At 32.1% G+C, this 24,552-nt stretch carries 29 protein-coding genes and 1 pseudogene; 14 read left to right on the forward strand and 16 right to left on the reverse strand.

Annotated elements, in window-relative coordinates; genetic code table 11:
• Positions 1–203: 203 nt before the first annotated feature.
• The 9 genes from AC1EUY_RS03080 to AC1EUY_RS03120 all read right to left on the reverse strand — a co-directional run bounded on the left by AC1EUY_RS03080 (position 204) and on the right by AC1EUY_RS03120 (position 7,654).
• On the reverse strand, positions 204–1,070 hold the full coding sequence (locus AC1EUY_RS03080) for a substrate-binding domain-containing protein (RefSeq protein WP_480194027.1): 867 nt from the start codon (positions 1,068–1,070) through the stop codon (positions 204–206).
• Position 1,071: 1 nt separating this feature from the next.
• On the reverse strand, positions 1,072–1,947 hold the full coding sequence (locus AC1EUY_RS03085) for a nucleoside phosphorylase (RefSeq protein ID WP_480194028.1): 876 nt from the start codon (positions 1,945–1,947) through the stop codon (positions 1,072–1,074).
• Positions 1,944–2,492: a hypothetical protein gene (locus AC1EUY_RS03090; RefSeq protein WP_480194029.1), complete on the reverse strand. Its 549-nt coding sequence runs from the start codon at positions 2,490–2,492 to the stop codon at positions 1,944–1,946. Before AC1EUY_RS03090 ends, AC1EUY_RS03085 begins: the two co-directional genes overlap by 4 nt.
• Positions 2,489–2,815 carry a translation initiation factor gene (locus AC1EUY_RS03095; RefSeq protein WP_480194030.1) on the reverse strand — a complete coding sequence of 109 codons (327 nt, stop codon included), beginning with the start codon at positions 2,813–2,815 and terminating at the stop codon, positions 2,489–2,491. The genes AC1EUY_RS03090 and AC1EUY_RS03095 overlap by 4 nt, the downstream gene beginning before the upstream one ends.
• Positions 2,816–3,766, reverse strand: a complete 951-nt coding sequence (locus AC1EUY_RS03100) for an isopenicillin N synthase family dioxygenase (RefSeq protein ID WP_480194031.1) — start codon at positions 3,764–3,766, stop codon at positions 2,816–2,818.
• 43 nt (positions 3,767–3,809) lie between these two features.
• On the reverse strand, positions 3,810–4,502 hold the full coding sequence (locus AC1EUY_RS03105; protein WP_480194032.1) for a DUF6048 family protein: 693 nt from the start codon (positions 4,500–4,502) through the stop codon (positions 3,810–3,812).
• Entirely contained in the window at positions 4,483–4,953 is a 471-nt protein-coding gene (locus AC1EUY_RS03110; protein ID WP_480194033.1) for a DUF6452 family protein, read from the reverse strand. Before AC1EUY_RS03110 ends, AC1EUY_RS03105 begins: the two co-directional genes overlap by 20 nt.
• A gap of 10 nt (positions 4,954–4,963) precedes the next feature.
• Positions 4,964–6,373 carry a 23S rRNA (uracil(1939)-C(5))-methyltransferase RlmD gene (gene rlmD, locus AC1EUY_RS03115; protein WP_480194034.1) on the reverse strand — a complete coding sequence of 470 codons (1,410 nt, stop codon included), beginning with the start codon at positions 6,371–6,373 and terminating at the stop codon, positions 4,964–4,966.
• Positions 6,374–6,484: 111 nt separating this feature from the next.
• Positions 6,485–7,654 (reverse strand): mechanosensitive ion channel, encoded by a 1,170-nt coding sequence (locus AC1EUY_RS03120; RefSeq protein ID WP_480194035.1) that lies wholly within the window; start codon positions 7,652–7,654, stop codon positions 6,485–6,487.
• Between the two features lie 243 nt (positions 7,655–7,897).
• On the opposite strand from AC1EUY_RS03120, the pseudogene AC1EUY_RS03125 reads away from it, so the two are divergent.
• The 3 genes and pseudogenes from AC1EUY_RS03125 to AC1EUY_RS03135 form a co-directional block, all read left to right on the forward strand.
• Positions 7,898–8,086 (forward strand): annotated as a pseudogene (locus AC1EUY_RS03125) (RNA polymerase sigma factor); the annotation flags it as partial.
• A gap of 82 nt (positions 8,087–8,168) precedes the next feature.
• Entirely contained in the window at positions 8,169–8,345 is a 177-nt protein-coding gene (locus tag AC1EUY_RS03130; RefSeq protein ID WP_480194036.1) for an RNA polymerase sigma factor, read from the forward strand.
• Positions 8,332–8,718 carry a DUF6768 family protein gene (locus AC1EUY_RS03135; protein ID WP_480194037.1) on the forward strand — a complete coding sequence of 129 codons (387 nt, stop codon included), beginning with the start codon at positions 8,332–8,334 and terminating at the stop codon, positions 8,716–8,718. The genes AC1EUY_RS03130 and AC1EUY_RS03135 overlap by 14 nt, the downstream gene beginning before the upstream one ends.
• A 47-nt stretch (positions 8,719–8,765) precedes the next feature.
• On the opposite strand, the gene azu is transcribed toward AC1EUY_RS03135, so the two are convergent.
• Entirely contained in the window at positions 8,766–9,281 is a 516-nt protein-coding gene (gene azu / locus AC1EUY_RS03140; RefSeq protein WP_480194038.1) for an azurin, read from the reverse strand.
• Positions 9,282–9,449: 168 nt separating this feature from the next.
• Between azu and prfA the strand changes: the two genes are divergently transcribed.
• Positions 9,450–10,526, forward strand: a complete 1,077-nt coding sequence (gene prfA / locus AC1EUY_RS03145) for a peptide chain release factor 1 (protein WP_480194039.1) — start codon at positions 9,450–9,452, stop codon at positions 10,524–10,526.
• Here the strand turns inward: prfA and AC1EUY_RS03150 are convergent.
• Together AC1EUY_RS03150 and AC1EUY_RS03155 are read right to left on the reverse strand one after the other, a co-directional pair.
• Positions 10,521–11,060 (reverse strand): GNAT family N-acetyltransferase, encoded by a 540-nt coding sequence (locus AC1EUY_RS03150; protein WP_480194040.1) that lies wholly within the window; start codon positions 11,058–11,060, stop codon positions 10,521–10,523. The two genes, prfA and AC1EUY_RS03150, sit on opposite strands and share 6 nt — an antisense overlap.
• On the reverse strand, positions 11,061–11,525 hold the full coding sequence (locus AC1EUY_RS03155) for a GNAT family N-acetyltransferase (protein WP_480194041.1): 465 nt from the start codon (positions 11,523–11,525) through the stop codon (positions 11,061–11,063).
• Between the two features lie 141 nt (positions 11,526–11,666).
• On the opposite strand from AC1EUY_RS03155, the gene AC1EUY_RS03160 reads away from it, so the two are divergent.
• The 10 genes from AC1EUY_RS03160 (at position 11,667) to AC1EUY_RS03205 (ending at position 20,898) form a co-directional block, all read left to right on the forward strand.
• A complete protein-coding gene (locus AC1EUY_RS03160; RefSeq protein ID WP_480194042.1) occupies positions 11,667–12,194 on the forward strand; it encodes a DUF6913 domain-containing protein in 528 nt (175 codons plus the stop codon).
• Positions 12,195–12,196: 2 nt separating this feature from the next.
• On the forward strand, positions 12,197–13,072 hold the full coding sequence (gene dapA, locus AC1EUY_RS03165) for a 4-hydroxy-tetrahydrodipicolinate synthase (protein WP_480194043.1): 876 nt from the start codon (positions 12,197–12,199) through the stop codon (positions 13,070–13,072).
• A gap of 17 nt (positions 13,073–13,089) precedes the next feature.
• Entirely contained in the window at positions 13,090–13,614 is a 525-nt protein-coding gene (locus AC1EUY_RS03170; protein ID WP_480194044.1) for a ferritin, read from the forward strand.
• A gap of 118 nt (positions 13,615–13,732) precedes the next feature.
• Complete coding sequence (locus AC1EUY_RS03175) at positions 13,733–14,596, forward strand: outer membrane protein assembly factor BamD (RefSeq protein ID WP_480194045.1); 864 nt, start codon at positions 13,733–13,735, stop codon at positions 14,594–14,596.
• A complete protein-coding gene (locus tag AC1EUY_RS03180; RefSeq protein WP_480194046.1) occupies positions 14,586–14,909 on the forward strand; it encodes a DNA-directed RNA polymerase subunit omega in 324 nt (107 codons plus the stop codon). Before AC1EUY_RS03175 ends, AC1EUY_RS03180 begins: the two co-directional genes overlap by 11 nt.
• Positions 14,910–14,912: 3 nt before the next feature.
• Positions 14,913–16,127: a bifunctional phosphopantothenoylcysteine decarboxylase/phosphopantothenate--cysteine ligase CoaBC gene (gene coaBC, locus AC1EUY_RS03185; protein ID WP_480194047.1), complete on the forward strand. Its 1,215-nt coding sequence runs from the start codon at positions 14,913–14,915 to the stop codon at positions 16,125–16,127.
• On the forward strand, positions 16,120–17,010 hold the full coding sequence (porD, locus tag AC1EUY_RS03190) for a type IX secretion system protein PorD (RefSeq protein ID WP_480194048.1): 891 nt from the start codon (positions 16,120–16,122) through the stop codon (positions 17,008–17,010). Before coaBC ends, porD begins: the two co-directional genes overlap by 8 nt.
• 70 nt (positions 17,011–17,080) lie before the next feature.
• Entirely contained in the window at positions 17,081–18,733 is a 1,653-nt protein-coding gene (gene recN / locus AC1EUY_RS03195) for a DNA repair protein RecN (protein ID WP_480194049.1), read from the forward strand.
• 51 nt (positions 18,734–18,784) lie between these two features.
• Positions 18,785–19,600 carry an enoyl-ACP reductase FabI gene (locus AC1EUY_RS03200; protein WP_480194050.1) on the forward strand — a complete coding sequence of 272 codons (816 nt, stop codon included), beginning with the start codon at positions 18,785–18,787 and terminating at the stop codon, positions 19,598–19,600.
• Positions 19,601–19,734: 134 nt separating this feature from the next.
• Complete coding sequence (locus tag AC1EUY_RS03205; RefSeq protein ID WP_480194051.1) at positions 19,735–20,898, forward strand: T9SS type A sorting domain-containing protein; 1,164 nt, start codon at positions 19,735–19,737, stop codon at positions 20,896–20,898.
• 110 nt (positions 20,899–21,008) lie between these two features.
• Here AC1EUY_RS03205 and rplT read toward each other — a convergent pair whose 3' ends face one another.
• The 4 genes from rplT to thrS form a co-directional block, all read right to left on the reverse strand.
• Positions 21,009–21,353, reverse strand: a complete 345-nt coding sequence (gene rplT / locus AC1EUY_RS03210) for a 50S ribosomal protein L20 (RefSeq protein WP_480194052.1) — start codon at positions 21,351–21,353, stop codon at positions 21,009–21,011.
• Positions 21,354–21,444: 91 nt separating this feature from the next.
• Positions 21,445–21,642 carry a 50S ribosomal protein L35 gene (gene rpmI, locus AC1EUY_RS03215; RefSeq protein ID WP_480194053.1) on the reverse strand — a complete coding sequence of 66 codons (198 nt, stop codon included), beginning with the start codon at positions 21,640–21,642 and terminating at the stop codon, positions 21,445–21,447.
• Between the two features lie 38 nt (positions 21,643–21,680).
• A complete protein-coding gene (gene infC, locus AC1EUY_RS03220; RefSeq protein WP_480194060.1) occupies positions 21,681–22,193 on the reverse strand; it encodes a translation initiation factor IF-3 in 513 nt (170 codons plus the stop codon).
• 77 nt (positions 22,194–22,270) lie between these two features.
• Positions 22,271–24,211 carry a threonine--tRNA ligase gene (gene thrS, locus AC1EUY_RS03225; protein WP_480194054.1) on the reverse strand — a complete coding sequence of 647 codons (1,941 nt, stop codon included), beginning with the start codon at positions 24,209–24,211 and terminating at the stop codon, positions 22,271–22,273.
• Positions 24,212–24,552 lie beyond the last annotated feature (341 nt).

A 24,552-nucleotide genomic window follows, 5' to 3' on the forward strand; every position in this document is an offset into this window, starting at 1 on the left:
AAAAACCGCACTATCATTGATACTACGGTTTTCGGTTGGCTTGTTGATTAATTAGTAAGCTATAAATAGCTCTAGGTTAGGGTTAGTTTCTAATTTTTTACCAAGCACATGGGTTTGTTGAACCGCATGATATTAGCAATAAAGCCATAGCAATTACAAAAAATATGGTTAATAGATTTCGTTTCATGACTTCTAGGTTTAGGTTAGAAAATCTTTTTAATCAGTTGTTTACAATGAACTTCTGAATCAATAACGCCAAAGGTTACTAATTTATTTTGTATATCGTTAATTAATTTTTTAGAGATGGTTTTTTTTCTATTCCATTTCGTAATAGAGATCCATTCTTTTATATCCTCTAAACGCTGCTCATAACGATCGGCAAATAGTTGATCTAATCCAGCTATTTCTAAAGGATCTTTAAATAATTTGAGTTGTTTATTAATTACGTTAATCACAGTTTTCACAGCATCTTCTTTATTCTCTAATACTTCATCTCGTATTGCAATTACAAAACATGGCCAAGGTGTAGTAATAGTATCAATTCTTCTAAAAGTACCATTATCAACAAGTGGTTTTGTAGTAAAGTGTTCCCACATAAAATAATCAGCGGTACCTTCCGTCAAAGCTTTAATACCACCATCAAGATTTTTAACAACTTCGTATTTTAAATTATTAATATTAAAACCTTGATTATAAGCATTTACTATTGCCATTAATTGTGAGCCTGAGCCATATCTGCTAATAGCAATGCGAGCATTTTCTAGATCTTTGATTGTTTTGAATTTAGATTTGGCACCTACATGAATACCCCACAATAAAGGAGATTCTACATAGACTTTAATTATCTTACTAGGATTGCCATTAATAATATCTTTAATAATACCTTCGGTTAGTAAAATGGCCATATCAATTGAACCTTCACGCAAGGCTTTACACATAGCACCAGTACCTCCATGGAAGGTTTCCCATTGAAGATTTACTTTCTTTTTCTCAAATTTTTTATGTTCTATGGCGAGATGCCAGGGCAGGTTAAAATGTTCGGGTACACCACCAATTTTAAGTTGCTTCATACTAAGCAGTAAGTTTATCTAAAGTATATTGAATTAATTTTTCGACAATTTCGCTAGGGTCCTTACTGAATGTTCCGTTAGCACGATTTGCTAAAATTGCATTCATAGACATTGCATTATGACCTAGTAATTTTGAAAGCCCATAAATACCCGCAGTTTCCATTTCTAAGTTGGTAATTTTGATTCCTTGATGCAAAAAGTCACTCATTTTCACATTCAGGTAATTATCTTTTACAGGAAGTCGTATAACTCTGCTTTGAGGACCGTAAAAGCCATTGAGTGTAGCGGTACATCCTGTGAAAATATTTTCACCAGACAATTTTTTCTGTAATACTGAGCTTCCTTTAACAACATAGGGTATCCCTCGCTTCTTATTCCAATCAGTTTGCTCGATGAACGCCTCTTCTAAGCTTTTTTCTAAAATATGATCACAATCATACGCTTGTAACATGCAGTCTAAGCCAATAGCGTATTCAGAAAGTAAAAAACTATCAACAGGTATTTCTTTTTGAATGCTTCCTGAAGTGCCTATGCGAACTATATCTAACGAAGTTTTATTTTCTTTAATGGTACGAGTTTGAAAATCAACATTTACCAAAGCATCTAATTCATTAAAAACTATGTCTATGTTATCGGTACCAATACCTGTAGAAAGTACAGTAATTCGTTTTCCTCTGTAAGTGCCTGTTTCCGTTTTAAATTCTCGTTTATGAATAGAGTATTCTACATTGTCAAAGTGTTTCGTAATTTTAGATACTCGTTCAGGATCACCCACTGTTATGACAGTCTGAGCTACTTGCTCAGGTTTTAAATTGAGATGATAAATACTGCCATCTGGATTTAAAATTAACTCTGATTCAGCTAAGACTCTTTTCATAAATGATATTCGTCTTTAATTTTTTGAATAAGATTTTTCTCTTTAGCCTTTTTGTAAGAAGGTTTTTGATCTATATTCTTGCAAAAAATAATTCCATAACGATCTTTAGAGGTGTCAAAATATAAAGTATCGCTGAGCTGCGGAATGGCAATTATAGGTTTTTCACAAATAGAAATTTTTATGTTCTTGTTTTGAGAATAATTAATAACTACCTTGTTGGTAAGTGCTTCAAAAAAACCGTCTAAATCTAGTAGGTTTTGATCTTGCGTTTCTTCTAATAAAATGCCAAAGTCGTTTTCGGTTGGGCGAAATAATATAACTTCGTTTTCATTAGCAAAAAAAATCTCATCTTTTTTAACAGGTAAAACTATTTCATCTTTTAGGTAAAAAACTTTGGAGGTTTTTGTTTCTGTTACATCTCGAGTGAGTCTTCTCTCTTCTTTTTCGTCAGTATCTAAAGTCTTTTTATCCTCATTTTTAGTGCTACATGACAAGAAAAGCATGCACAACAAAGCCAGCGATAGCATCTTAGTACATTTTATCATCCACCTACACGTTTTATCTTAAATCCTTTTTCTTTTAAAATTATCATAATCTTATCGCGATAATCTCCTTGTATAATTATCTTATCATCTTTGAAACTGCCACCAACACTTAGCTTAGTTTTTAATTCTTTTGCTAATTTTTTAAAATCGCTATCAGCACCCGTATAACCTTCTAAAATGGTAATTGGTTTTCCTTTGCGTTTCTCATATTTACAGATAATAGGATCATCTTGCATCCAAATATCATTTTTTATTTCCTTCTTTTCTTCCTTTTCGGGAATATGATCAGGAAATAAATTTTTGAGTTGATCTTGTAAATCCATTTATTTTTTTATCAATCCTAATTCTACCAATCGCTCATTTAAAAATTCTCCAGCAGTAATATCATCATATAATTTAGGATGTTCTGCATCAATACAATTATCAAGACAATTTAATGGCATTTCGCTTATAGGATGCATAAAGAAAGGAATTGAATAACGCGAAGTGCCCCACATTTCTTTTGGTGGATTTACAACTCTATGTATCGTTGATTTTAAACGATTATTAGAATGTCTAGATAACATATCACCTACATTTATAACAAGTTCGTCTGGTTCTGCAATAGCATCTAACCATTCTCCTTTATGATTTTGTACTTGAAGCCCTCGGCCTTGGGCACCCATCAATAAGGTAATTAAATTTATATCTCCGTGGGCGGCCGCTCTTACTGCATTCTTCGGTTCAGAAGTAATAGGAGGGTAGTGAATAGGGCGTAAAATACTATTACCATTTTTAGCATATTTGTCGAAATAGTTTTCGTCTAAATCTAAAAACAGCGCTAAGGCACGTAATACATATACACCTGTTTTTTCAAGCATTTTGTAGGTTTCTTTTCCTACAGTATTAAACTCTGGCAATTCTTCTACCGATACATTAGCTGGATATTCTGCCTCTAACTTAGGATCATTTTCTACATACTGCCCAAAATGCCAGAATTCTTTAAGGTCTCCTTCTTTTTTTCCTTTAGCACTTTCTTTACCAAAAGAAACATAACCTCGTTGTCCGCCAATACCTTCTATTTCATATTTACGTTTTGTATCAACAGGTAAAGCGAAAAATTTTCGTATTTCGCTATATAAATTATCAACTAACTCATCACTTAAAAAGTGTCCTTTGAGTGCTACGAATCCAATTTCTTCATAGGCCTTTCCAATCTCATTTACAAATTTTTGCTTTCTACTAGGATCGTCCGATAAGAAATCAGAGAGATCTACACTTGGTATATTTTTCATGATGTGATTTATTTTTCAAGAATATAAAATTAACGAAAAAAACTTATTTAGCCTTTTTGTAGAGCGGAATTAAATAAGAGAGTGTATAGTTAAACCCAAAGCCAGAATTATTTAAGAACACACGGTTAAAGCCAGGAACAAATAAATTTTTGAAATTATCAGGTTCTTTCGTAGTAATCATTTTTTTTCCGCTAAAGCTAAATCCTAAATAAAGATTATTAAGTAGTTCTGCTTTTACTCCGACTACAATCTCTGCCCAGTGTGCATTCAAACCCGTAAAATCTCTCGGTACTTCAAGAGGCTGTTGAGGTACGTTTGGATTTGCATTAATTTCACCACTATTAAGTGTGTGCGAAAAAGTACTAAAACCATACCGTAAACCTACATAGATCAAATTTTCCATATCAAGCCAATTTTCATAAGCATTGTAATCAACACCCGCTTTGATGTATTGACCATCTGTGGTAAAATTTAAAAAATCGAGATCAGTAGTATTATTAATGGTGCCTAATTCTGCAGCTATATAGTATTTTCTACTAATCCGATAATCAGCAACCAGTTCTATGCCTTTACGATCTCCATTTATAATATTTGCTGTAGGATTAAACAAATCTACCCCAATACGCAATCCGTATTTGTTTTTAATGACAGTACTGTCTTGCGCAGTATTGTTTTGCTGAGCTAAAACAATAGAACAACAGCAAAAGAGAAAAATACTAATGAAATATTTTAACATGTGCTGAAGTTTCATCGGTTATAGCTAATGGAGTTTCTATTTGAAGGTCTTGAATCCAGTTTTGAGTCTTTTGTACGGTAACATTATTGAATATGGTTTTAAAGCCACAAGACCGACCTACAATTTTTTCTTGACGATTATATGCTATTGTGAGTGTATCTATTATTGTGTCATTGTTAATTCTTTTTGCTAGCGTTAACCGTGTTACATTATTATCTATTCTTAAAGGAAATGCTAAAGAATCGCCACTTACAGTAACGGTATTGAATTCAGGATCTAAATCAAGTATTTTATACTCTAATCCATTGATAGACTTTATAGCTTCTCGATCTTCTGCATCATAGAAACGAATAATTAAATCTGGAGTAACCGGATCAATACAGATATCATCGCGTTCACAACCTGTAATAGTAAAAATAATAATGATGATAATTAATAAAGTTCTTTTCATTGGCTACAAATTAACGCAATTCTAATAAAACAACATTTTCTACATGATGTGTTTGCGGAAACATATCTACGGCTTGGGTTTTTGTGATATCATATTTTTCCTTCAATATGGCTAAATCACGAGCTTGGGTTGCTGAATTGCAACTTACATATACAATTTTAGGAGCTTCTAACTGTAACAATTGCACTACCACTTTTTTATGCATACCATCTCGTGGGGGATCAGTTATTACTACATCGGGTTTTCCATGTTTTGTAATAAAGTCTTCATCAAACACTTTAGCCATATCGCCTACATAGAATTCGGTGTTTTTAATTTTATTACGCTCGGCGTTTTCTTTGGCAGCAGTAATGGCATCAGGAACGGCCTCAACACCAATAACTTTCTTTGCTTTTTTCGCAACAAATTGAGCAATGGTACCTGTACCCGTATACAAATCATACACTATTTCATTTCCTGAAAGAGATGCAAAATCGCGTGCTATCTTATAAAGCTCGTAAGCTTGTTCAGAATTGGTTTGATAAAAAGATTTAGCGTTTATTTCAAAACGTAAGCCTTCCATTTCTTCAAAAATATGATCTTTCCCATAATGGCAAATAACTTCTTGATCATAGATAGTATCATTTCCTTTAGAATTGATCACATATAATAATGAAGTAATTTCTGGAAATTTTTCTACTAAATAATCTAATAAAGCGATACGATTTGCAACTTGCTCTTCAAAAAATTGTACCAAGACCATAAGATCGCCTGTAGTAGAAGTACGAATCATTAATGTTCTTAAAAAACCTGTTTGATTTCTGCTGTTAAAGAATTCAAGACCATTTTTTATAGCAAATTCTTTACTTGCCAAACGAATTGCATTACTAGGGTCAGCTTGTAGGTGACATTTTTTTATGTCTAGAATTTTATCCCACATGCCTGGTATATGAAAGCCCAAGGCATTTTTATCACCTAAGTCTTCACTAGAAACAATCTCTTCTTGTGTTAGCCAACGGCTATCACTAAATGAAAATTCCATTTTGTTACGATAAAAATAGTGCTTTTTTGATTCTAAAATAGGAGTGACTTCAGGTAATTCTAAATGTCCTAATCGTGTTAAATTATTAGTTACCTCTTTCTGCTTGTAATATAACTGATCTTCATATTTCATATGCTGCCACTTACACCCACCACAAACACCGAAATGTTCACAAACAGGATCGGTACGTTTATCTGAAAGCTTATGAAAATGTATGGCTTTACCTTCATAATATGCTTTCCTTTTTTTGAATGTTTGAATGTCAATGACATCGCCTGGGACTGCATTTGGCAAGAAAATTACCTTTCCATCTGTAGCTTTTGCTACAGCTTTACCTTTAGCTCCAGCATCTATGACTTCAACCTTTTCAAAAATTTTTCTCCTATTTTTTCTAGACATATGGCAAAAATAGCAATCTGTGATTATCTAAATGCTAATTTTTTGTTTAAAAAAAAGCTTCTTAGAATAAAGAAATTCTAAGAAGCTTTATACTAAGGATATTGAAAAGTTTTATTTGTTGTTAAACTTATTTAGTATTCTTTCCATTTGTTTTCCTGCGGCTTCTCTACCACCTAGGCCAAAAGACAATACTACCGTAAGTGCAACTGCACCTAATGTAATACCAAAAGCAAGATTTATAATATCATCGGCAATGCCCATTGTTCTAAGGCCTATTGCTAAAAATATAGCGATGATGGCTACTCTTACGATACTTCCAATAAACTTATTGTTTTCGCCTTTCATAAAATTATCTGAGACTACTTTAGCAATCCAATTTCCAATTGCCAAAATGAATAATCCAAACAAAATGTTTCCGCCTAAGTTAATAACGGTATTAATAATCTCAGATAATCGTGTGAATTCTAATTTATCTACTGCAGTTACAATACCAAACAGTAAAATGAATGCATATACCAAGTTGGCGATTAGTTTCTCAATATTTGTTTTACCTATTATTGAATCTAGATTAGCCTTTTGCATAAACTCATTTAGGTTAAAACTGTCTAAAAGATCTTTTACCAAACCACTTAAAAATCTACCACCTACTATAAATAGAATCATGATAATAGTAGCTACTAATATCTTTGGTATGGCTTCAAAGAAACTTTGTAACATATTAGTTGCTGGCATGGAAACAGCGCTTAAATTAAGAATATTTAATGCAGCGATTAAAAGTGGAATAAAAATAAATATGAAAACAACTTTCTTTAAAATTGTAACTAGATTAATGTTTTCTGGCATGTTCAATTTTGGAGCAAAATTCTGAATAGTTTCTCCAGAGAGTCCGACGAATTCAGAAATTATAGTGGCTAGCATATACCCAATATATGCAACAAGACCAGCACCTATAATATTAGGAATGAACCCTAAAAACCCGTCTAATAGCCCTTTAACTGGGTCTAGCACATTAGTCATGCCTAACTTTTCTAAAGCCAGCATAAAAACAAAGATCATTGTTAAAAAATAAATAAGCTTACCTGTAAAACGAGATAATTTGATTTTAGAAGAATTCATTCTTTCGTCGATCCCAGTTTTAGCAATTAGTTTTGTAGCAATTTTTTTTAATAGCCTAGCAATAAAAAAGCCAATTACTAAAAGTAAAATAACAACCAATAGATTGGGTAAATAATGTTCGAAAGTTCCTGATAATTTTTGTAATAAATTTGATATGTATTCCATAGCTTGAAAAATTTGATTAGTATTACTTATGACCCTATTCTTACTATAAAGTCACTTATGTGTTTTGAATCTTTCAAAATTTTCTGCGTCAATAAGACATATAGTAATGAAAAAGAACGATAGAATATTTGATGCTCATTTAATAGAAAGATGTAAAATGGTGATAAGAAATCGTATTCACTATTAGTAAAACAGTGGCATCAAAAATTTTGTAAACAAGCTTATTGGTATACTAAAGATGCTGATTTGGCTAAAGATATAGCTCAAGAAAGCTGGACTGTAATTTTTAAAAAAATACATATGTTAAAAGACCCTAGTAGTTTTGGAGGTTGGGCTTTAAGTATTGTCAATAGAAAAGCTGTTGATTCACTACGAAAAGCTGTAAAAAGTGATAAAAAATTAAAAAGACTATTACCAAGACCTAAAAATTAACGATGAGCGCTATAAAATTGATAAAACTATTAATTACGATAATTATACTGCTCATGCTCATTACTCTGAGGTTATTATAAAAATGATTCACGAATTACCAAAAGACCAGCAGATCGTATTGCGATTGTTTTATTTAGAAGAATACTCGGTTGCAGAAATTAGTGAACTATTAAAAATAGCGAAAGGTACCGTGAAATCTAGGCTTTTTTATGCTAGAGAAAAATTAAATTTAAAACAATATAAAGATGAAAAATCATGACAAAGAAATAGATCAGATTATTAAAGAGACATTAACTAAGGAAGAAGCCAAATTCTATGACACATTAGATGAGCAAAATTTATTAGGGCAACTTGGGGGATTATTTAAAACTAAAATAAGCTGGCTTATAGTAATGATGAATATAGTTAATATTGTTATGTTCGGCCTATCGATATATTGCGCCGTGCAATTTTTTAAAACCGACCTTACCAATGAACTTATAAAATGGGCAGGAGCTTTTTTTATCTGTTGGTCATTTATGGCTATGATTAAGCTTTTTGTATGGATGCAAATGGATAAAAATGCTTTACTAAGGGAATTGAAAAGGTTAGAATTACAAATTGCGGCTTTTGCAAGTAAACACAAAGAATAAAAAAAGCATCCGATAAAGGATGCTTTTCTGTAGTATTGATAGGATCTTTATTTTACAACAAACTTTCCTTTCATAATAGCATAATGCGCAGGAAACGAACATAAAAAATCATATTCTCCAGCTTCAGGTGCATCAAATTCAATGGTCACTTCTTCACCGCCACCAATCATTTTAGTCATAGCAACTATTTGGTCTTTCATGTCAGCAGGAATGTAATCAGTATCTTTTGCTGCATTCGCTTTTTGCCCGAATTCAGTCAATTTAGTTCCTTTTTTAAGAATTACTAGATTGTGCCCCATAAGATCTTTTGACATTTTCCCTACATGTTTTAAGGTAATTTTTACTTTTTGACCACCATTTACAACAATCTTCTTTGTATTGAAACGCATATTGTCATCTGCTTCAACAACGACGTCGTTGTTTGCTGGCTCTTCTTCCTTAACTTCTGGCTTTTTAACTTCTTCAGTTTTCGTTTCAGCCTCTTTTACTTCTTCCTTCTTTTTATCACTACAGCTTATCAAAATAAATGCTGTTAATACTACAAATAGAAATACTTTTTTCATGTTATTATGTATATAGTTTAATCGTTCTGCAAATTTACAAAATACTATACATGATAGCTAGTAATTCTAATCTTGAATTTTGTTTTCTAGTTATTTAAAAACATTCTAAATAATTTAAATTTTTAAGAATAAAAAATGATTAAATTTGCCTTCGGTTAAAGAGAAACAATGTTAGAAAGAATTCGTATAGTAAAGCAACGTTTTGATGAGGTATCTGATTTGATTATTCAGCCAGATATTATATCTGATCAAAAAAGATATGTAAAACTCAATAAAGAATATAAAGATTTAAAAGCTATTGTTGATAAAGGAGCAGTATATGAAAACTTACTCAACAATATCAATGAAGCTAACCAAATTATAGAAGAAGGTGCTGATGCTGAAATGATAGAAATGGCTCAAATGGAATTGGATGAAGCTAATGAAAAATTACCAGCATTAGAAGAAGAAATTAAATACATGTTGATTCCAAAAGATCCTGAAGATGCAAAAGATGTGATGATGGAAATCAGGGCGGGAACAGGTGGTGATGAGGCCAGTATTTTTGCTGGAGATTTGTACAGGATGTACACAAAGTATTGTTCTGATAAGGGTTGGAAGACCGAAGTAGTCGATTTGAATGAGGGAACTTCAGGTGGATTTAAAGAAATTATATTTAGTGTTTCTGGTGAAGATGTATATGGAGATTTGAAGTTTGAAGCGGGTGTGCATCGAGTACAACGCGTACCACAAACCGAAACGCAGGGTAGAGTGCATACTTCTGCCGCGACAGTGATGGTGTTGCCAGAAGCAGAAGAGTTTGATGTAGAGCTCGATATGAAAGATGTGAAAATTATTAGAACTACTTCTACAGGTCCTGGCGGACAGAGTGTGAACACAACGTATTCAGCAATTCAATTGAAACATATTCCTACGGGTATAGAGGCTAAATGTCAAGATCAAAAATCACAGCATAAAAACTTAGAAAAGGCCATTAAAGTACTTCGTTCTCGATTATATGAAGCGGAGTTAGCAAAGAAACAAGCTGAAGATGCAGCTCGAAGAAAAAGTATGGTTTCCAGTGGTGACCGTTCTGCTAAAATTAGAACCTATAATTACCCACAAGGTCGCGTAACAGAGCATAGAATTGGGCTTACGCTCTATGATTTAAGTAAAATTATAGATGGCGATATTCACAAGATTATCGAAGAGTTGAAGTTGGCAGAAAACGCTGAAAAATTAAAAGAATCGGGTGAAGTTTTATAGTTTATTTTCAATTTTATAAACAACGCATTTTTTTAAATCACTTTCATTAGAAATTTTTGGGTGTTCAAAATCACCAAAATAATGCATTCCTATTTTCTGCATAACGCGTTGAGATCTTTTATTTAATTTGGGTGCAATAGCATATACTTTTTTAAGATTAAGGTTGTTAAAGGCATATGCTATACATGCTTTTGCTCCTTCAGTAGCGAAGCCATGTCCCCATACTTTTGGTGATAATCGCCAACCGATGTCTATAAAAGGACTAAAATCAGTTTTATAATCTTGATTCAGTAATCCTATAAAACCAATAAATTCTTTAGTGTCTAATCTATCGACTGCAAAATAACAATATCTATAGTCTTCAAAATGTGTTTGCATCCTTTTAATAAGCTGATGTGTTTGTTCTTTCGTTAAAGTATCAGGAAAGAATTCCATGACACGTGTATCTGCACATAGTTCTGAGAAGGGATCAAGGTCTTTGTCCGTCCAATTTCTAAGACCAAGTCTTTTAGTTTGTATGTTATAGTGTAACATCTAATCTAAATAGTGAAGCATTTCGATAAGATTCTTTTTAAATCCAGCTTTTTCATAGGCTTTAATTGCACTTGGGTTGTCATTATATACTTGTAATCTAGTCTCTGTAATGCCTTTTAATCGAAACCAAGCAAAAATAGTTTCTAAAATCATTTGGCTAATTCCGTTACCTCTATGCGATTCTTTAACGAACATAAAACCAACATAACCATGCTTTTTTTCTGAAAAATGAGGTTTATTATCTTTTACTAAACCATAACCAGAAGCTACAATCTCTTTATCTTCAGTTGCTACAAAAAGTTCGGAATTATCAGATTTGATGAATTCAGTAATATCATAATAAACTATTTTTTTATACTGCTCAAGTGAAGGATCCATAGACCGTTCAACAGCAATCAATTTTTGTAAAAAATCATTTAAAACATCAACATCTAATAATGTAGCTTTTCTAATAGAAATTGCCATTTTTATACTTATTTTTGATAAAGATAAATAATTTAAATCGCGTCTTGTTAAAATACTAACACAACTAAAGTATTCGTTTAAATTGAGAACTAGGCAACATAGATTTTGATCAAATAATTACTTTTACCACACCAACACTTGATGAACTTTAAAGGATTAAAAGAGAAAACAACTAGAAGTTTTTATAACAAAGAGTATAAAAAAATAAAAAAAAGAACTGTTGGTACACCAGAAAAAATTGGTAAGATAGGTGTTTTAGCAAGTTCTAGATTGTTTGGAGGATATGATATTTCTAGAAATTTAAGTCAGAAATTTGAGAAGCCAAGTCGCGATTTTGAGATTATTATTTTTGAAAATTTAAATGACGATTTTGTCTCGCAGCATTATAATACATTTACCGAAAAAGATTTTGGAATGTATGGTAAACTCAAGGCAGAAAATCTTAGAGATTTTGTAAATACCGAGTATGATCTTTTAATTAATTATTGTGCTTCTGATAGTGTACAAGGTAATTTGGTAGCACTATTATCAAAAGCTAAATTGAAAGTTAGTTATGCTAATGAAGAAGTAGCAGATATGTACCATTTTACAGTAGCAGTTGATAGCAATAAAGTAGATATTTTTAATGATGAACTAGCAAAATATTTAAAGATTTTGCAATTAATATAATAATGAAACAATTTATAGGAACTGGTGTGGCATTGGTGACACCTTTTAAACAAGACAAAAGTGTAGATTTTGATGCGCTTGAGCACTTAGTAAAACATCAAATTGCTAACGGAATTGAGTATTTGGTAGTTTCTGGTACAACAGGAGAACCTGCTACCCTTACTCCTGAAGAAAAATCGGCTGTCAGAGAAAAAGTAATCGAAGTAAATAATGGTGTGTTGCCTTTAGTTATAGGTATTGGAGGTAACAATACCCAAGCAATTATAGATGAGATTAAAGCAACAGATTTGTCTGCATTTGATGCGATTTTATCAGTTGCACCTTATTATAATAAGCCAACTCAAGAAGGATTTTATCAACATTTCAAAGCGATAGCTAAAGTGAGTCCAAAGCCTATCATAGTGTATAATGTACCTGGTAGAACAGCTAAAAATATGGAACCTAAAACAACATTGAGGTTGGCAAGTGATTTTGAGAATATTATAGCTGTAAAAGAAGCCGGTAATAATGTACATCAATACCTAGAATTATTGAAAAATAAGCCTGAAGAGTTTTTAGTGATTTCGGGAGACGATGATCTGGCTTTAGGAGTAACTTTAGCAGGAGGATCAGGAGTAATTTCGGTTATTGGTCAAGCAATGTCAAAAGATTTTTCTGAGATGATTCGATTAGGATTAGAAGGCAAGGCAAAAGAATCTTATGAATTACATTATAAAATGATGGATTTGATTGGGTACATTTTTGAAGAAAATAACCCTGCCGGAGTTAAGACAGTACTTAAAAAGTTGGGTATATGCGAAAACTATGTGCGACTACCTTTAGTCGAAGCAACGGCTTCTTCTAGAGAAAAAATTAGTAAATTTATAGATAATTATTAATCTAAATAAAATGAATAATGCTCAGTAAAAAAATAGAAAAAGCACTAATTGAACAAATAACTATTGAAGCAGAATCGTCTCAAGTGTATTTAGCGATGGCTAGTTGGGCTGAAACATTAGGTTTTGAAGGAGTTTCGCAATTTATGTATGCACATTCAGACGAAGAACGCATGCATATGTTGAAATTAGTGAAATATATTAATGAAAGAGGAGGGCATGCAACAATTTCTACACTAAAAGCACCTCCAGTTTCTTTCGGATCTTTCAAAGAAATGTTTCAGACACTTTTTGATCATGAGGTAATGGTTTCGAATGCTATAAATGAATTGGTACACATTACTTTACAAGAAAAAGACTATGCTACCCATAATTTCTTACAATGGTATGTAGCAGAGCAAATTGAAGAAGAAGCATTGGCAAGAACTATTCTAGATAAAATAAATCTTATTGGAAATGATAAGGGTGGTCTATACCTGTTTGATAATGATATAAAACAGCTAACGGTAACATCGTCTGTAGCCCCAGACACTCAAGGGGCTTAAATAATTAACAAATTTTTAGCGACACTTTTATTTGTTAAGTGATAAACCTATTTATTTTTGCCTTTTAACAAGCGAAAAAATAGTTTTATAATCCATTTTTATTAAGTAATTTTGCAGGATGCTAAAAATTGAGAAAATAGTAGTTGTATTGATTGTGATGTTCACGTTAGTATCGTGTAGTGAATATCAAAAGGTTTTAAATAATGGTAAAACCGATGAGCAATATAAAATGGCTACTAAATTATATGAAGACGGTAAGTACAATAAGGCAATCGCGCTTTTTGAAAAGGTAATACCTAGTTATGCTAGAAAACCTCAATTAGAGCGTATTCAGTTTATGGTAGCAATGTCTAATTATAATACTAAAAGTTATGAGTTAGCTTCGTATTACTTCAATCGTTTTATTGCTAATTATCCAAACAGCTCGAAAATTGAAGAAGCATCATTTTTAGTTGCTGAAAGTCAATATCTAGACACACCTAAGTTTAGTAGAGATCAAAAAGACACGCAAAAAGCGCTACAATCGTTACAAAATTTTATCGATAAGTACCCTAATAATACGAACGTTGAGTTAGCGAATAAGTATTATGATGATTTAACATTTAGGTTAGAAAAAAAATCATTTGAAATTGCGAAGCAATTCTACCGCATAGCGCCTTATACTAGCGATTACAATGCAGCAATTGTTGCTTTCGATAATTTTTTAATCGAGTACTTGGGCTCATCTTTAAAGGAAGATGCTATGTATTACAGATTTAAAGCTTCAAATGATTTGGCTATAAATAGCGTGCTATTAAAAAAGGAAAAACGATTGAATGATGCTATCGCGTCGTATGAGAAGTTCAAAAAGAATTTTCCGGAGTCAAAATATATAAAAGAACTTGAAAAGAATCTTAAAAATTTAAATAAAGAGCTTGCAAGTACTAAAAAAACATTACAAGAACTAAATATTACTAATACAGTTACAACAAATGGATTATAAAAATTCTGATGCTGCGCTTACTACAGTAACTTATGATAAAAATAAGATAGAAGCGCCCACAAATAATATTTATGAGTCGATAGCTATTATGGCGAAGAGAGCAACTCAAATTAATGAAGACTTAAAGAAAGAACTAATCGATAAGTTAGAAGAATTTGCTACTCATAATGATAGTTTAGAAGAGATTTTTGAAAATAAAGAACAGATTGAAGTTTCTCGTTTTTACGAAAAATTACCTAAGCCAACAGCTTTAGCTGTTAAAGAATGGCTAGAAGGTGAGATTTATTACAGAAATCCATCTGAAGAAAAATAATAAATGTCTGTTGTAAGCGGTAAAAATGTATTAGTAGGCATTACTGCCGGCATTGCTGCTTATAAGACAGCACATTTAGTTAGACTATTTATAAAAGCAGGAGCAAATGTACAAGTTGTAATGACTCCTGCTTCAAAAGACTTCATTACTCCACTTACCCTTTCTACCCTTTCTAAAAACCCAGTTCATTCTACTTTTTACGATAAAGAAGAAGAAAATGAGCTATGGAATAATCATGTAGAACTAGGGCTCTGGGCAGATTTTATGGTCATTGCTCCAGCAACGGCAAATACCTTATCGAAAATGGCAAATGGTAGTTGCGATAATTTGCTATTGGCAACCTATCTTTCAGCAAAGTGTAAAGTGTATTTTGCACCTGCTATGGATTTAGATATGTATAAGCACCCTTCTACAAAAACGAGTTTAGATAAACTACAAGGTTTTGGTAATGTAATGATACCCGCTGAAAGTGGAGAACTCGCAAGCGGATTAGTAGGAGAAGGGCGTATGGCCGAGCCAGAAAATATTCTAGCATTTGTAGAGCAAAATATCCGATCTGGCTTACCTTTATACAATAAAAAAGTGTTGATTACTGCCGGACCAACACATGAAGCTATAGATCCTGTGCGATTCATAGGTAATCATTCATCTGGTAAGATGGGATTTGAACTAGTAAAATATGCCGCTGAATTAGGCGCTGAAGTTATTCTAATTTGTGGTCCTACTGCACTTAAAATTGATAGTAGCACAGCTATTTTACGAATTGATGTACAAAGTGCTGAACAAATGTATAACGCTGTTCATGAATATTATACTTCAGTAGATGTTGCGATTGCAGCGGCTGCAGTTGCTGATTATAGACCTGCAAAAATAGCAGACAAGAAGATAAAGAAGAAAGATGATGATATGAAAATTGAGCTTGTAAAAACGAAAGATATTCTTGCATCAATGGGAGCACAAAAAAAGGATCAATTTTTAGTTGGTTTTGCACTTGAGACAAATAATGAAATCGAAAATGCTATATCTAAATTAAATCGAAAAAAGTTAGATTTAATCGTATTGAACTCTTTGCAAGATAAAGGAGCTGGATTCAAAAAAGATACGAATAAAGTAACTATAATTGATAGTAATGAACATGTGAAAGCTTTTGATTTAAAATCAAAAAAGGAAGTAGCTCAAGATATTTTTAAAGAAATAATTTCAAGAATAAATGCGTAGTTTTTTAATTATTATTTTATTGTTTCTCTCTTTTTCTGGGTTTAGCCAAGAGTTAAATTGTATAGTAACTGTCAATGCAGAACAGGTTCAAAGTTCTAATACACAAATATTCGAAAATTTAGAAACAGCCATAAGCGATTATGTAAATAACACGAAATGGACTTCTAAAAACTACAAACCGCATGAGAAGATCGATTGCGCAATTATCTTTAATATTTTAGAACAACCTTCATCGAATCAATTTAGAGGAAACATTCAAGTTCAAATGAGGAGACCCGTATTTGGCTCAACCTACAAAACGCCAACGTTCAATTTTAAAGATGACGATGTGTCTTTTGCGTATAGTGAATTCCAACCATTAATATTTAATGAGAATAGTTTTGATTCGAACTTAGTATCGTTACTTACTTTTTATGTATATACAATTTTAGGTATTGATGGAGATACTTTTGCCTTAAGAGGTGGTGAAGAATATCATAAAAAAGCTGAAAATGTAGTGAATCAAGCACAACAAGGAGGTTTTAAAGGTTGGAACAGAGTCGATGGCAATAACACAAGATATCAACTTAATGAAAATATATTATCGCCAGCTTTTCAAGGGTTTAGAACAGCAATGTATGAGTATCATATAAAAGGGCTAGATGCTATGAGTTCTAATAAAAAAGAAGCAAAAAATACGATTGCATCGGCTGTTTTAGAAATGAAAAAAGTATATGATAGAAGGGTGAATGCTTTTTTATTACGTGTCTTTATGGACACCAAATCAGATGAGATAGTTGATGTTTTTTCTGACGGCCCTAGGGTAAATACTGCTAACCTAAAAGAAACACTTCTTAGAATATATCCTTCCTATATAGAAAAGTGGGAAAAAATTAAAATTTAAAAAATTAACATAGCATAAAATGTGTTAAGTTTGATAAATTCTAATATACTTCTTAATTATACTTACTTAAATGCTACAACAACTTTCAATAAGAAATTTTGCATTGATTGATACCTTAAAGGTAACTTTTAAGAATGGATTTTCGACTATTACTGGAGAAACAGGTGCTGGAAAATCTATTATTTTAGGAGGTTTAGGTTTGATATTAGGTAAGAGAGCAGATTTATCAGTTTTAAAAGATGAATCTAAAAAATGTGTTGTTGAGGGTGAATTTAATATAACACATTATAACTTATTGTCTTTTTTTAGAAATAATGATATTGATTACGATGAAGTTACTATAATTAGGCGTGAAATAGCACCAAGCGGAAAATCTAGAGCGTTTGTAAACGATACTCCTGTAAAATTAAATGTACTTAATGGATTAGGAAATAAGCTTATAGATATACATTCACAACATCAAACGTTACAGCTATCAGACGTTACATATCAATTTAATATTATTGATGTATTAGCTAAAAATTCAAATATATTAAGTGAGTATAGTTTAAACTTAGAGAAATATAACACTTCTAAAAATGAGTTAGAACTATTACTTAAAGAACAACAAGAAGCGAATCTTCAATATGATTATAACTTGTTTTTGTTTAATGAATTGAATGATGCTAATCTTAAACCAGAAGAGCAAATTGAGTTAGAAGATACCCTAGAAAAACTCAATAATATTGAAGAGATAAAGCAAAATTTTCAAGAAGCAATTGCTTCTGCAAATAATGATGAGTTAGGCATTAAGACGTTATTGCATTCTTTTAAAGCAAATTTAACTAAACTCGCTTCCTTTAGTGAAGATTATAAAGAGTTATCCAGTAGAATAATAAGTTTAGATATTGAATTTACAGATATTGTTGATGAACTTGAAAGAGCTAATGAAAATATTACAGCAAGCCCAGACGAGATAACGTCTTATAGTGATAGACTACAGCTTATATATGATTTACAAAAAAAACATGGTGTTAGTTCAAATAAAGCGTTATTGCAAATCTGTGAAGATTTATCAGTTAAGGTACATAATGTAGAAAATGCGAACGAGATACTTGACGATAAAAAGAGTGAGCTAATTCAAATTGAAAAAAAACTAAATGTTCTTGCTAATGATTTACATAATAGACGCAAAAATACAATTCCAGATCTTATACAAAAACTAGAAGTATTATTGGCAGAATTATCTATGCCGAATACACGATTTGATATAAGGTTGATAAAGTCAGAAAAGTTCTTTAAAAATGGAAAAGATGAACTTCAATTTTTAGTTTCAGCGAACAAGGGCTCTAGTTTCGAACCGTTGAAAAAAGTTGCTTCTGGTGGTGAACTATCAAGAATTATGTTGGCTGTAAAATATTTGCTAGGCGAGCATACCAAGCTTCCTACTATTTTGTTTGATGAAATTGATACGGGAGTTTCAGGAGAAGTTTCGAATAGAATCGCATCAATTATGAAAAAAATGAGTGATAATATGCAAGTAATAGCAATTACGCACCTACCTCAAATAGCCTCAAAAGGAAATTGTCATTATAAAGTATTTAAAAAAGACATAGACAATACAACTGTAACTAATATTAAAGAGTTAAATAAAGAAGAGAGAGTTACTGAAATTGCAGAAATGCTTGGCGGAAAAGTAATAGTTGATTCTGCTATTAAGCATGCAAAACAATTGTTAGGATAATCATTATTATATATTTAATTTTGTGAGTACTAATTACAAAAAAGAGATACAATGTATAACTTACTAAAAGGAAAAAAAGGAATTATTTTCGGGGCACTCGATGAAAACTCTATAGCTTGGAAAACTGCTGTGCGTGCACATGAAGAAGGGGCAAAATTTGTGCTAACAAATGCACCTATCGCGATGCGTATGGGTACAATTAACAAATTAGCTGAGCAAACTGGTTCAGAAATCATTCCTGCCGATGCAACATCATTAGATGATCTAACCAATTTAGTTGAGAAATCAATGGAGATTCTTGGGGGTAAGTTAGATTTTGTTTTGCATTCTATAGGTATGTCAGTAAACGTTCGTAAAGGAAAACACTACACAGAGCAGAACTATGATTTTACAACAAAAGGTTGGGATGTTTCTGCTGTATCTTTCCATAAAGTGATGAATGTATTATATAAGCAAGATGCTATGAGTAAATGGGGCTCTATAGTAGCTTTGACCTATATGGCAGCTCAAAGGGTATTTCCTGATTATAATGATATGGCTGATAATAAGGCGTATCTTGAATCTATTGCTAGGAGTTTTGGTTACTTCTTCGGAAGAGATAAAAAAGTAAGAGTAAATACGATATCACAATCACCAACACCTACTACGGCAGGTCAAGGAGTAAAAGGATTTGATGGGTTTATAGCGTATGCAGAAAAGATGTCGCCTTTAGGTAATGCGAGTGCGCAAGATTGCGCCGATTATACAATTTCTTTGTTTTCTGATTTGACGAAAAAAGTAACATTGCAAAACTTGTTTCATGACGGAGGATTCTCTAATATGGGCGTGAGTCAATCAGTTATGGATTATTTTGTTGATGAAGAGTAAATAAATTATTGTTAATTAATCGTTTATAAAAAGATAAATGCTCGCTAGTTACGAATAATTTTTATTCTAATTTTACGTTAGTATAGTAAATACTAAGTAGTGTGTTTTATCTAAAAATTAAAAAGGGGGATTTTATGAAAAGAAAAACTATAATTCTATTAGTAGCACTTGTCGTTTTTTGTAGCGTATATGAGGTTAGTGCTTCTGTTAAAACAAAAATTGCACCACCTACGAATGATGAGTGTTCGAATGCAATTAATCTTACAGTAAATGATAATTATCTTTGTGGTGTTACTACTTCAGGTACGGTTTTAGAAGCTACAGCTTCGCCTGAAACATCTGGCTGTACAAATACATCAGATAAAGATGGCGACGATGTATGGTTTAAATTTGTAGCAACTGCCACTACACATAGAATAAGTTTATTAAATATTTCTGGCAGTTTTACGAACTTATTTCATGCAGTTTACGATGGAGGCGTTGCTGGAGATTGCAATGCATTATCTATTGTTACTTGTAGTGACCCAAATACAAGTGATCCCAATGGATTAGTTGTTGGGAATACATATTTCGTGAGGGTCTTCACCAATAGTACTGCTAATAATCATAATACTACGTTTGATATTTGTATCGGTACTGAACCTGTTGTACCTACTAATGATAGTTGTGACAATGCGGAAGTAATTGGTGCTATACCTTTTTCAGTGAATCTAGATGCTTCCACGGCTACAAATAATAGTGGTATTATTAATCCATCCGGTTGTGGTTCTATGAACGATGGTGTTTGGTATAAGTTTACGGGAGATGGTAATCAGTTAAATGTAACAGTTATTCCAACAGGTTGGAACGTTGAAATAGGTGTATATACAGGAACATGTGGTACTTTTACATGTGTAACCAATGCAGATACTGGTATTAGTGGTACGGCAGAAGGTGTTAGTTTTACTACTACTTTAGGTGAAGATTATTATATTAATGTGGGTAATGCCAGCGATAGCGCAGATGAACCTGAAGGTGTATTTGTGATGAATGTAACATCTACCGTTTTATCTATAGATGAATTGATTGCAAAAGGGTTTGTATATTACCCAAACCCTGTTGAAAGTAGTTTACAACTTGAAGCTAAAGAAGAGATAAGACATTTAGCCGTTTATAATGCTTTTGGTCAAGAATTAAAACTATTTTCGCCTTCTGATTTAAAAACATCAATTGATTTATCAAATTTACCTACAGGTGCATACTTTATTAGAGCCTATGTAGGTGATGGTGTGGGTGTTTTTAAGATCATTAAAGAATAATAACAAACTCTGTTTTCTAGATTTAGAAAATATAGAGTTGAGTTTTAGTATAAAATGAAAATCCCGAGCTATTAAGCTCGGGATTTTTTATAAGTAAGATTTATTTATGCTTATTTTACTTTTTCTACAATTGCTTTAAAAGCTTCAGGATTATTCATCGCTAAATCTGCAAGAACCTTTCTATTTAGTTCTATATTATTAGCTTTTATTTTACCCATAAACTGAGAATATGACATTCCATGTTGACGAGCACCAGCATTGATACGCTGAATCCATAAACTTCTAAAATTACGTTTGTTATTTTTTCTATCGCGGTAAGCATATAACATTGCTTTTTCAACCGCATTCTTCGCTACTGTATAAACGTTTTTTCTACGTCCGAAGTAGCCTTTTGCTTGTTTTAATATTTTTTTTCTACGAGCTCTTTTGGCTACAGAATTTACCGATCTAGGCATACTATTTATTTTTTTGTGTTAGGCAGATATATTTCAACCATTTTATGAGCACTAAACACAGGGTTAATAATTTACCAAAATAAGACGAAGCTTATTTTAATGTTAATTGTTTTAAAATATTCATTTCATCAGACTTGTGTACCACAGTGTCATGAGTCAATGCTAGCTTACGTTTTTTAGACTTCTTAGTTAAGATATGACTTTTAAACGCATGCTTTCTTTTGATTTTACCAGTACCCGTCATTTTAAAACGTTTCTTAGCACTAGATTTTGTTTTCATTTTAGGCATGTTCTTCCTGCTTTATATATTAATCTTACTTATTTTTATTATTTCTTTTTTGGAGCAATAAACATGGTCATTCGCTTTCCTTCTAATTTTGGCATTTGTTCTACCTTACCATATTCTTCAAGCTCTTGAGCTAATTTTAATAATAAAATCTCTCCCTGGTCTTTATATACGATAGAACGACCTTTAAAGAAAACATACGCTTTTAATTTTGCTCCATCACTTAAAAACTTAATCGCATGTTTTTTCTTAAACTGATAATCGTGATCATCGGTCTGCGGGCCAAATCGAATTTCTTTGATTACAACCTTTGTGGCTTTCGCTTTTAAAGCTTTTTCTCGCTTCTTTTGCTCATATAAAAACTTCTTATAATCAATTACTTTACAAACTGGAGGAGTAGCATTTGGAGAAATTTCAACAAGATCTAAACCTAACTCTTCAGCTATTTTTTTTGCTTGAGATAAGGTATAAACAGCAACATCAATATTGTCACCTACTAAACGCACTTCTTGCGCAGTAATCTTATCATTAATTTTATGCGGATCTTCTTTAATTACCCTCCAAGGTCTTCTGTTTCCTCTTCTTCTTATTGCTATGACTATAAAATTTTATGCTGTGAACAGCGGTTAAACTAAAATTGTTGTAATGTTTGATTTATTTCTTTATTGATTAAAGATACAAAATCTTCAATACTAAATGTTCCTAAATCTCCTTCCCCATGTTTTCTAACAGATACGCTATTCTCATTTTCTTCCTGCTCACCTAATATAATCATATAAGGTATCTTTTTCAATTCAGCGTCACGTATCTTTCTTCCTGTCTTTTCGTTCCTATTGTCAACGAGGGCGCGAATTTCGGAATTTTCTAGCAAATTTAAAACTTTTTGAGTATAATTTTCATATTTCTCACTGATTGGCAGTAAAATAACCTGATCTGGTGTTAACCAAAGCGGAAAATTACCTCCTGTATTTTCCAATAATATAGCTATAAATCTTTCCATAGAACCAAAGGGCGCCCTATGTATCATTACGGGTCTATGTAGTTCATTATCACTTCCTTTGTAAGTTAAATCAAAACGTTCAGGTAGGTTGTAATCCACCTGTATTGTACCTAACTGCCAACTTCTTCCTAATACATCTTTAACCATAAAATCTAGCTTAGGACCATAAAAAGCAGCTTCACCTTCTTCAATGACAAAATTTAAGCCCTTGTCTGTAGCTGCATTAATAATTGCCTGCTCAGCTTTTTCCCAATTAGTAAGATCTCCAATATATTTATCTGGATTTTTAGGATCTCTGATAGATACTTGTGCTGTAAAATTTTCGAAGCCTAACGATCCGAATACATAGAGAACAAGGTCTATTACATTTTTAAATTCTGCATCTAGTTGATCGGGTGTACAAAATAAATGCGCATCATCTTGTGTAAAACCTCTTACACGAGTAAGCCCGTGTAACTCGCCACTTTGTTCATATCTATATACAGTACCAAATTCCGCATACCGAATAGGAAGGTCTTTGTATGACCATTGCGAATGCTTGTAAATTTCACAATGATGTGGGCAATTCATAGGTTTCAATAAAAACTCTTCATCTTCCTTAGGAGTGTGAATAGGTTGAAAACTATCTTCCCCGTACTTAGCATAATGTCCTGAGGTAACATATAATTCTTTTTGACCAATATGCGGTGAGATCACCATCTGGTAACCTGCTTTTTTTTGTGCTTTTTTTAGAAAATTTTCCAAACGTTCACGCAAAGCGGCTCCCTTTGGCAACCATAATGGAAGCCCTTGACCTACTTTTTGAGAAAAAGTAAATAATTCTAATTCTTTACCAAGTTTTCTATGATCACGTTTTTTAGCTTCTTCTAATAATGCAAGATATTCTGTTAATTCTTTTTGTTTTGGGAAAGAAATCCCATAAATCCTAGTTAATTGTTTGTTGTTTTCATCACCTCGCCAATAGGCTCCAGCTACATTCATGATTTTTACAGCTTTTATAATACCAGTATTTGGTATATGTCCACCACGGCATAAATCTGTAAAATCTGCATGATCACAAAAAGTAATATCTCCATCTTCAAGGTTTTCAATCAGCTCAACCTTAAATTCATTATTTTGTTCCTTATAATACGATAGTGCATCAGCTTTAGTTACAGAGCGCATTTTAAATTCAAATTTCTGACGTGCAAAGGCAAGCATTTTGTCTTCAATCTTTTTGAAATCGTTTTCAGATAAAGAATCATCGCCAAAATCTACATCATAATAAAAACCTTTATCTATAGCGGGTCCTATAGTTAATTTTGCATGAGGATATAAGTCTAATATTACTTGCGCTAAAACATGAGCAGATGAATGCCAGAAAGCTTTTTTCCCTTCATCGTCTTTCCATGTATATAATGTTAAATCACCATCTTCGGTCAGTTTAGTTGAGGTTTCAACTATAATACCATTAAACTTTGCAGAAATAACATTTCTAGCTAATCCTTCACTGATACTTTTTGCTACATCCATAGGTGTGCTATGCTGTGCAAATTCTTTAACTGAGCCGTCTGGCAGTGTAATCTTTATCATTCCTATATTTAAAATGAGCGGCAAAGATATTTCAAATGAAAAATATGTACAATATATATAGTTATTATTTTGGTTTCCTGAAAAATGTACTATTTAATAGATTAATTTCTATCCTCATCTTTAATAGAATGTATTAGAACGAAGATGTAGATTTCTGCTAAAAACAAAATTTAAATAGATAAAACTCATAATAATTAGCTGTTGATTAGCAGGTTATATTTTACTTTAAAAAAAATCAAAAAAAAGTTGATTAAAAGCTTGTCTAAATAATAAAATACATTCTATATTTGCACCCGCTTTCAAGAAGGCGTGTTCATTTAAATAAATGTATGCTTTAGCTG

This window comes from Maritimimonas sp. 2210JD6-3 (assembly GCF_056591795.1).

Coding starts and splice junctions, on each gene's coding strand:
- AC1EUY_RS03120 (WP_480194035.1), bottom strand. CDS start 7,654: ATGGAATACATATCAAATTTATTACAAAAATTATCAGGAACTTTCGAA.
- dapA (WP_480194043.1), top strand. CDS start 12,197: ATGAAACAATTTATAGGAACTGGTGTGGCATTGGTGACACCTTTTAAA.
- AC1EUY_RS03110 (WP_480194033.1), bottom strand. CDS start 4,953: ATGAAAAGAACTTTATTAATTATCATCATTATTATTTTTACTATTACA.
- AC1EUY_RS03175 (WP_480194045.1), top strand. CDS start 13,733: ATGCTAAAAATTGAGAAAATAGTAGTTGTATTGATTGTGATGTTCACG.
- AC1EUY_RS03205 (WP_480194051.1), top strand. CDS start 19,735: ATGAAAAGAAAAACTATAATTCTATTAGTAGCACTTGTCGTTTTTTGT.
- AC1EUY_RS03130 (WP_480194036.1), top strand. CDS start 8,169: ATGATTCACGAATTACCAAAAGACCAGCAGATCGTATTGCGATTGTTT.
- AC1EUY_RS03155 (WP_480194041.1), bottom strand. CDS start 11,525: ATGGCAATTTCTATTAGAAAAGCTACATTATTAGATGTTGATGTTTTA.
- recN (WP_480194049.1), top strand. CDS start 17,081: ATGCTACAACAACTTTCAATAAGAAATTTTGCATTGATTGATACCTTA.
- coaBC (WP_480194047.1), top strand. CDS start 14,913: ATGTCTGTTGTAAGCGGTAAAAATGTATTAGTAGGCATTACTGCCGGC.
- azu (WP_480194038.1), bottom strand. CDS start 9,281: ATGAAAAAAGTATTTCTATTTGTAGTATTAACAGCATTTATTTTGATA.
- rpmI (WP_480194053.1), bottom strand. CDS start 21,642: ATGCCTAAAATGAAAACAAAATCTAGTGCTAAGAAACGTTTTAAAATG.
- AC1EUY_RS03095 (WP_480194030.1), bottom strand. CDS start 2,815: ATGGATTTACAAGATCAACTCAAAAATTTATTTCCTGATCATATTCCC.
- AC1EUY_RS03170 (WP_480194044.1), top strand. CDS start 13,090: ATGCTCAGTAAAAAAATAGAAAAAGCACTAATTGAACAAATAACTATT.
- rlmD (WP_480194034.1), bottom strand. CDS start 6,373: ATGTCTAGAAAAAATAGGAGAAAAATTTTTGAAAAGGTTGAAGTCATA.
- AC1EUY_RS03100 (WP_480194031.1), bottom strand. CDS start 3,766: ATGAAAAATATACCAAGTGTAGATCTCTCTGATTTCTTATCGGACGAT.
- AC1EUY_RS03085 (WP_480194028.1), bottom strand. CDS start 1,947: ATGAAAAGAGTCTTAGCTGAATCAGAGTTAATTTTAAATCCAGATGGC.
- rplT (WP_480194052.1), bottom strand. CDS start 21,353: ATGCCTAGATCGGTAAATTCTGTAGCCAAAAGAGCTCGTAGAAAAAAA.
- AC1EUY_RS03135 (WP_480194037.1), top strand. CDS start 8,332: ATGAAAAATCATGACAAAGAAATAGATCAGATTATTAAAGAGACATTA.
- thrS (WP_480194054.1), bottom strand. CDS start 24,211: ATGATAAAGATTACACTGCCAGACGGCTCAGTTAAAGAATTTGCACAG.
- prfA (WP_480194039.1), top strand. CDS start 9,450: ATGTTAGAAAGAATTCGTATAGTAAAGCAACGTTTTGATGAGGTATCT.
- AC1EUY_RS03105 (WP_480194032.1), bottom strand. CDS start 4,502: ATGTTAAAATATTTCATTAGTATTTTTCTCTTTTGCTGTTGTTCTATT.
- porD (WP_480194048.1), top strand. CDS start 16,120: ATGCGTAGTTTTTTAATTATTATTTTATTGTTTCTCTCTTTTTCTGGG.
- AC1EUY_RS03180 (WP_480194046.1), top strand. CDS start 14,586: ATGGATTATAAAAATTCTGATGCTGCGCTTACTACAGTAACTTATGAT.
- AC1EUY_RS03150 (WP_480194040.1), bottom strand. CDS start 11,060: ATGTTACACTATAACATACAAACTAAAAGACTTGGTCTTAGAAATTGG.
- AC1EUY_RS03160 (WP_480194042.1), top strand. CDS start 11,667: ATGAACTTTAAAGGATTAAAAGAGAAAACAACTAGAAGTTTTTATAAC.
- AC1EUY_RS03200 (WP_480194050.1), top strand. CDS start 18,785: ATGTATAACTTACTAAAAGGAAAAAAAGGAATTATTTTCGGGGCACTC.
- AC1EUY_RS03090 (WP_480194029.1), bottom strand. CDS start 2,492: ATGATAAAATGTACTAAGATGCTATCGCTGGCTTTGTTGTGCATGCTT.
- AC1EUY_RS03080 (WP_480194027.1), bottom strand. CDS start 1,070: ATGAAGCAACTTAAAATTGGTGGTGTACCCGAACATTTTAACCTGCCC.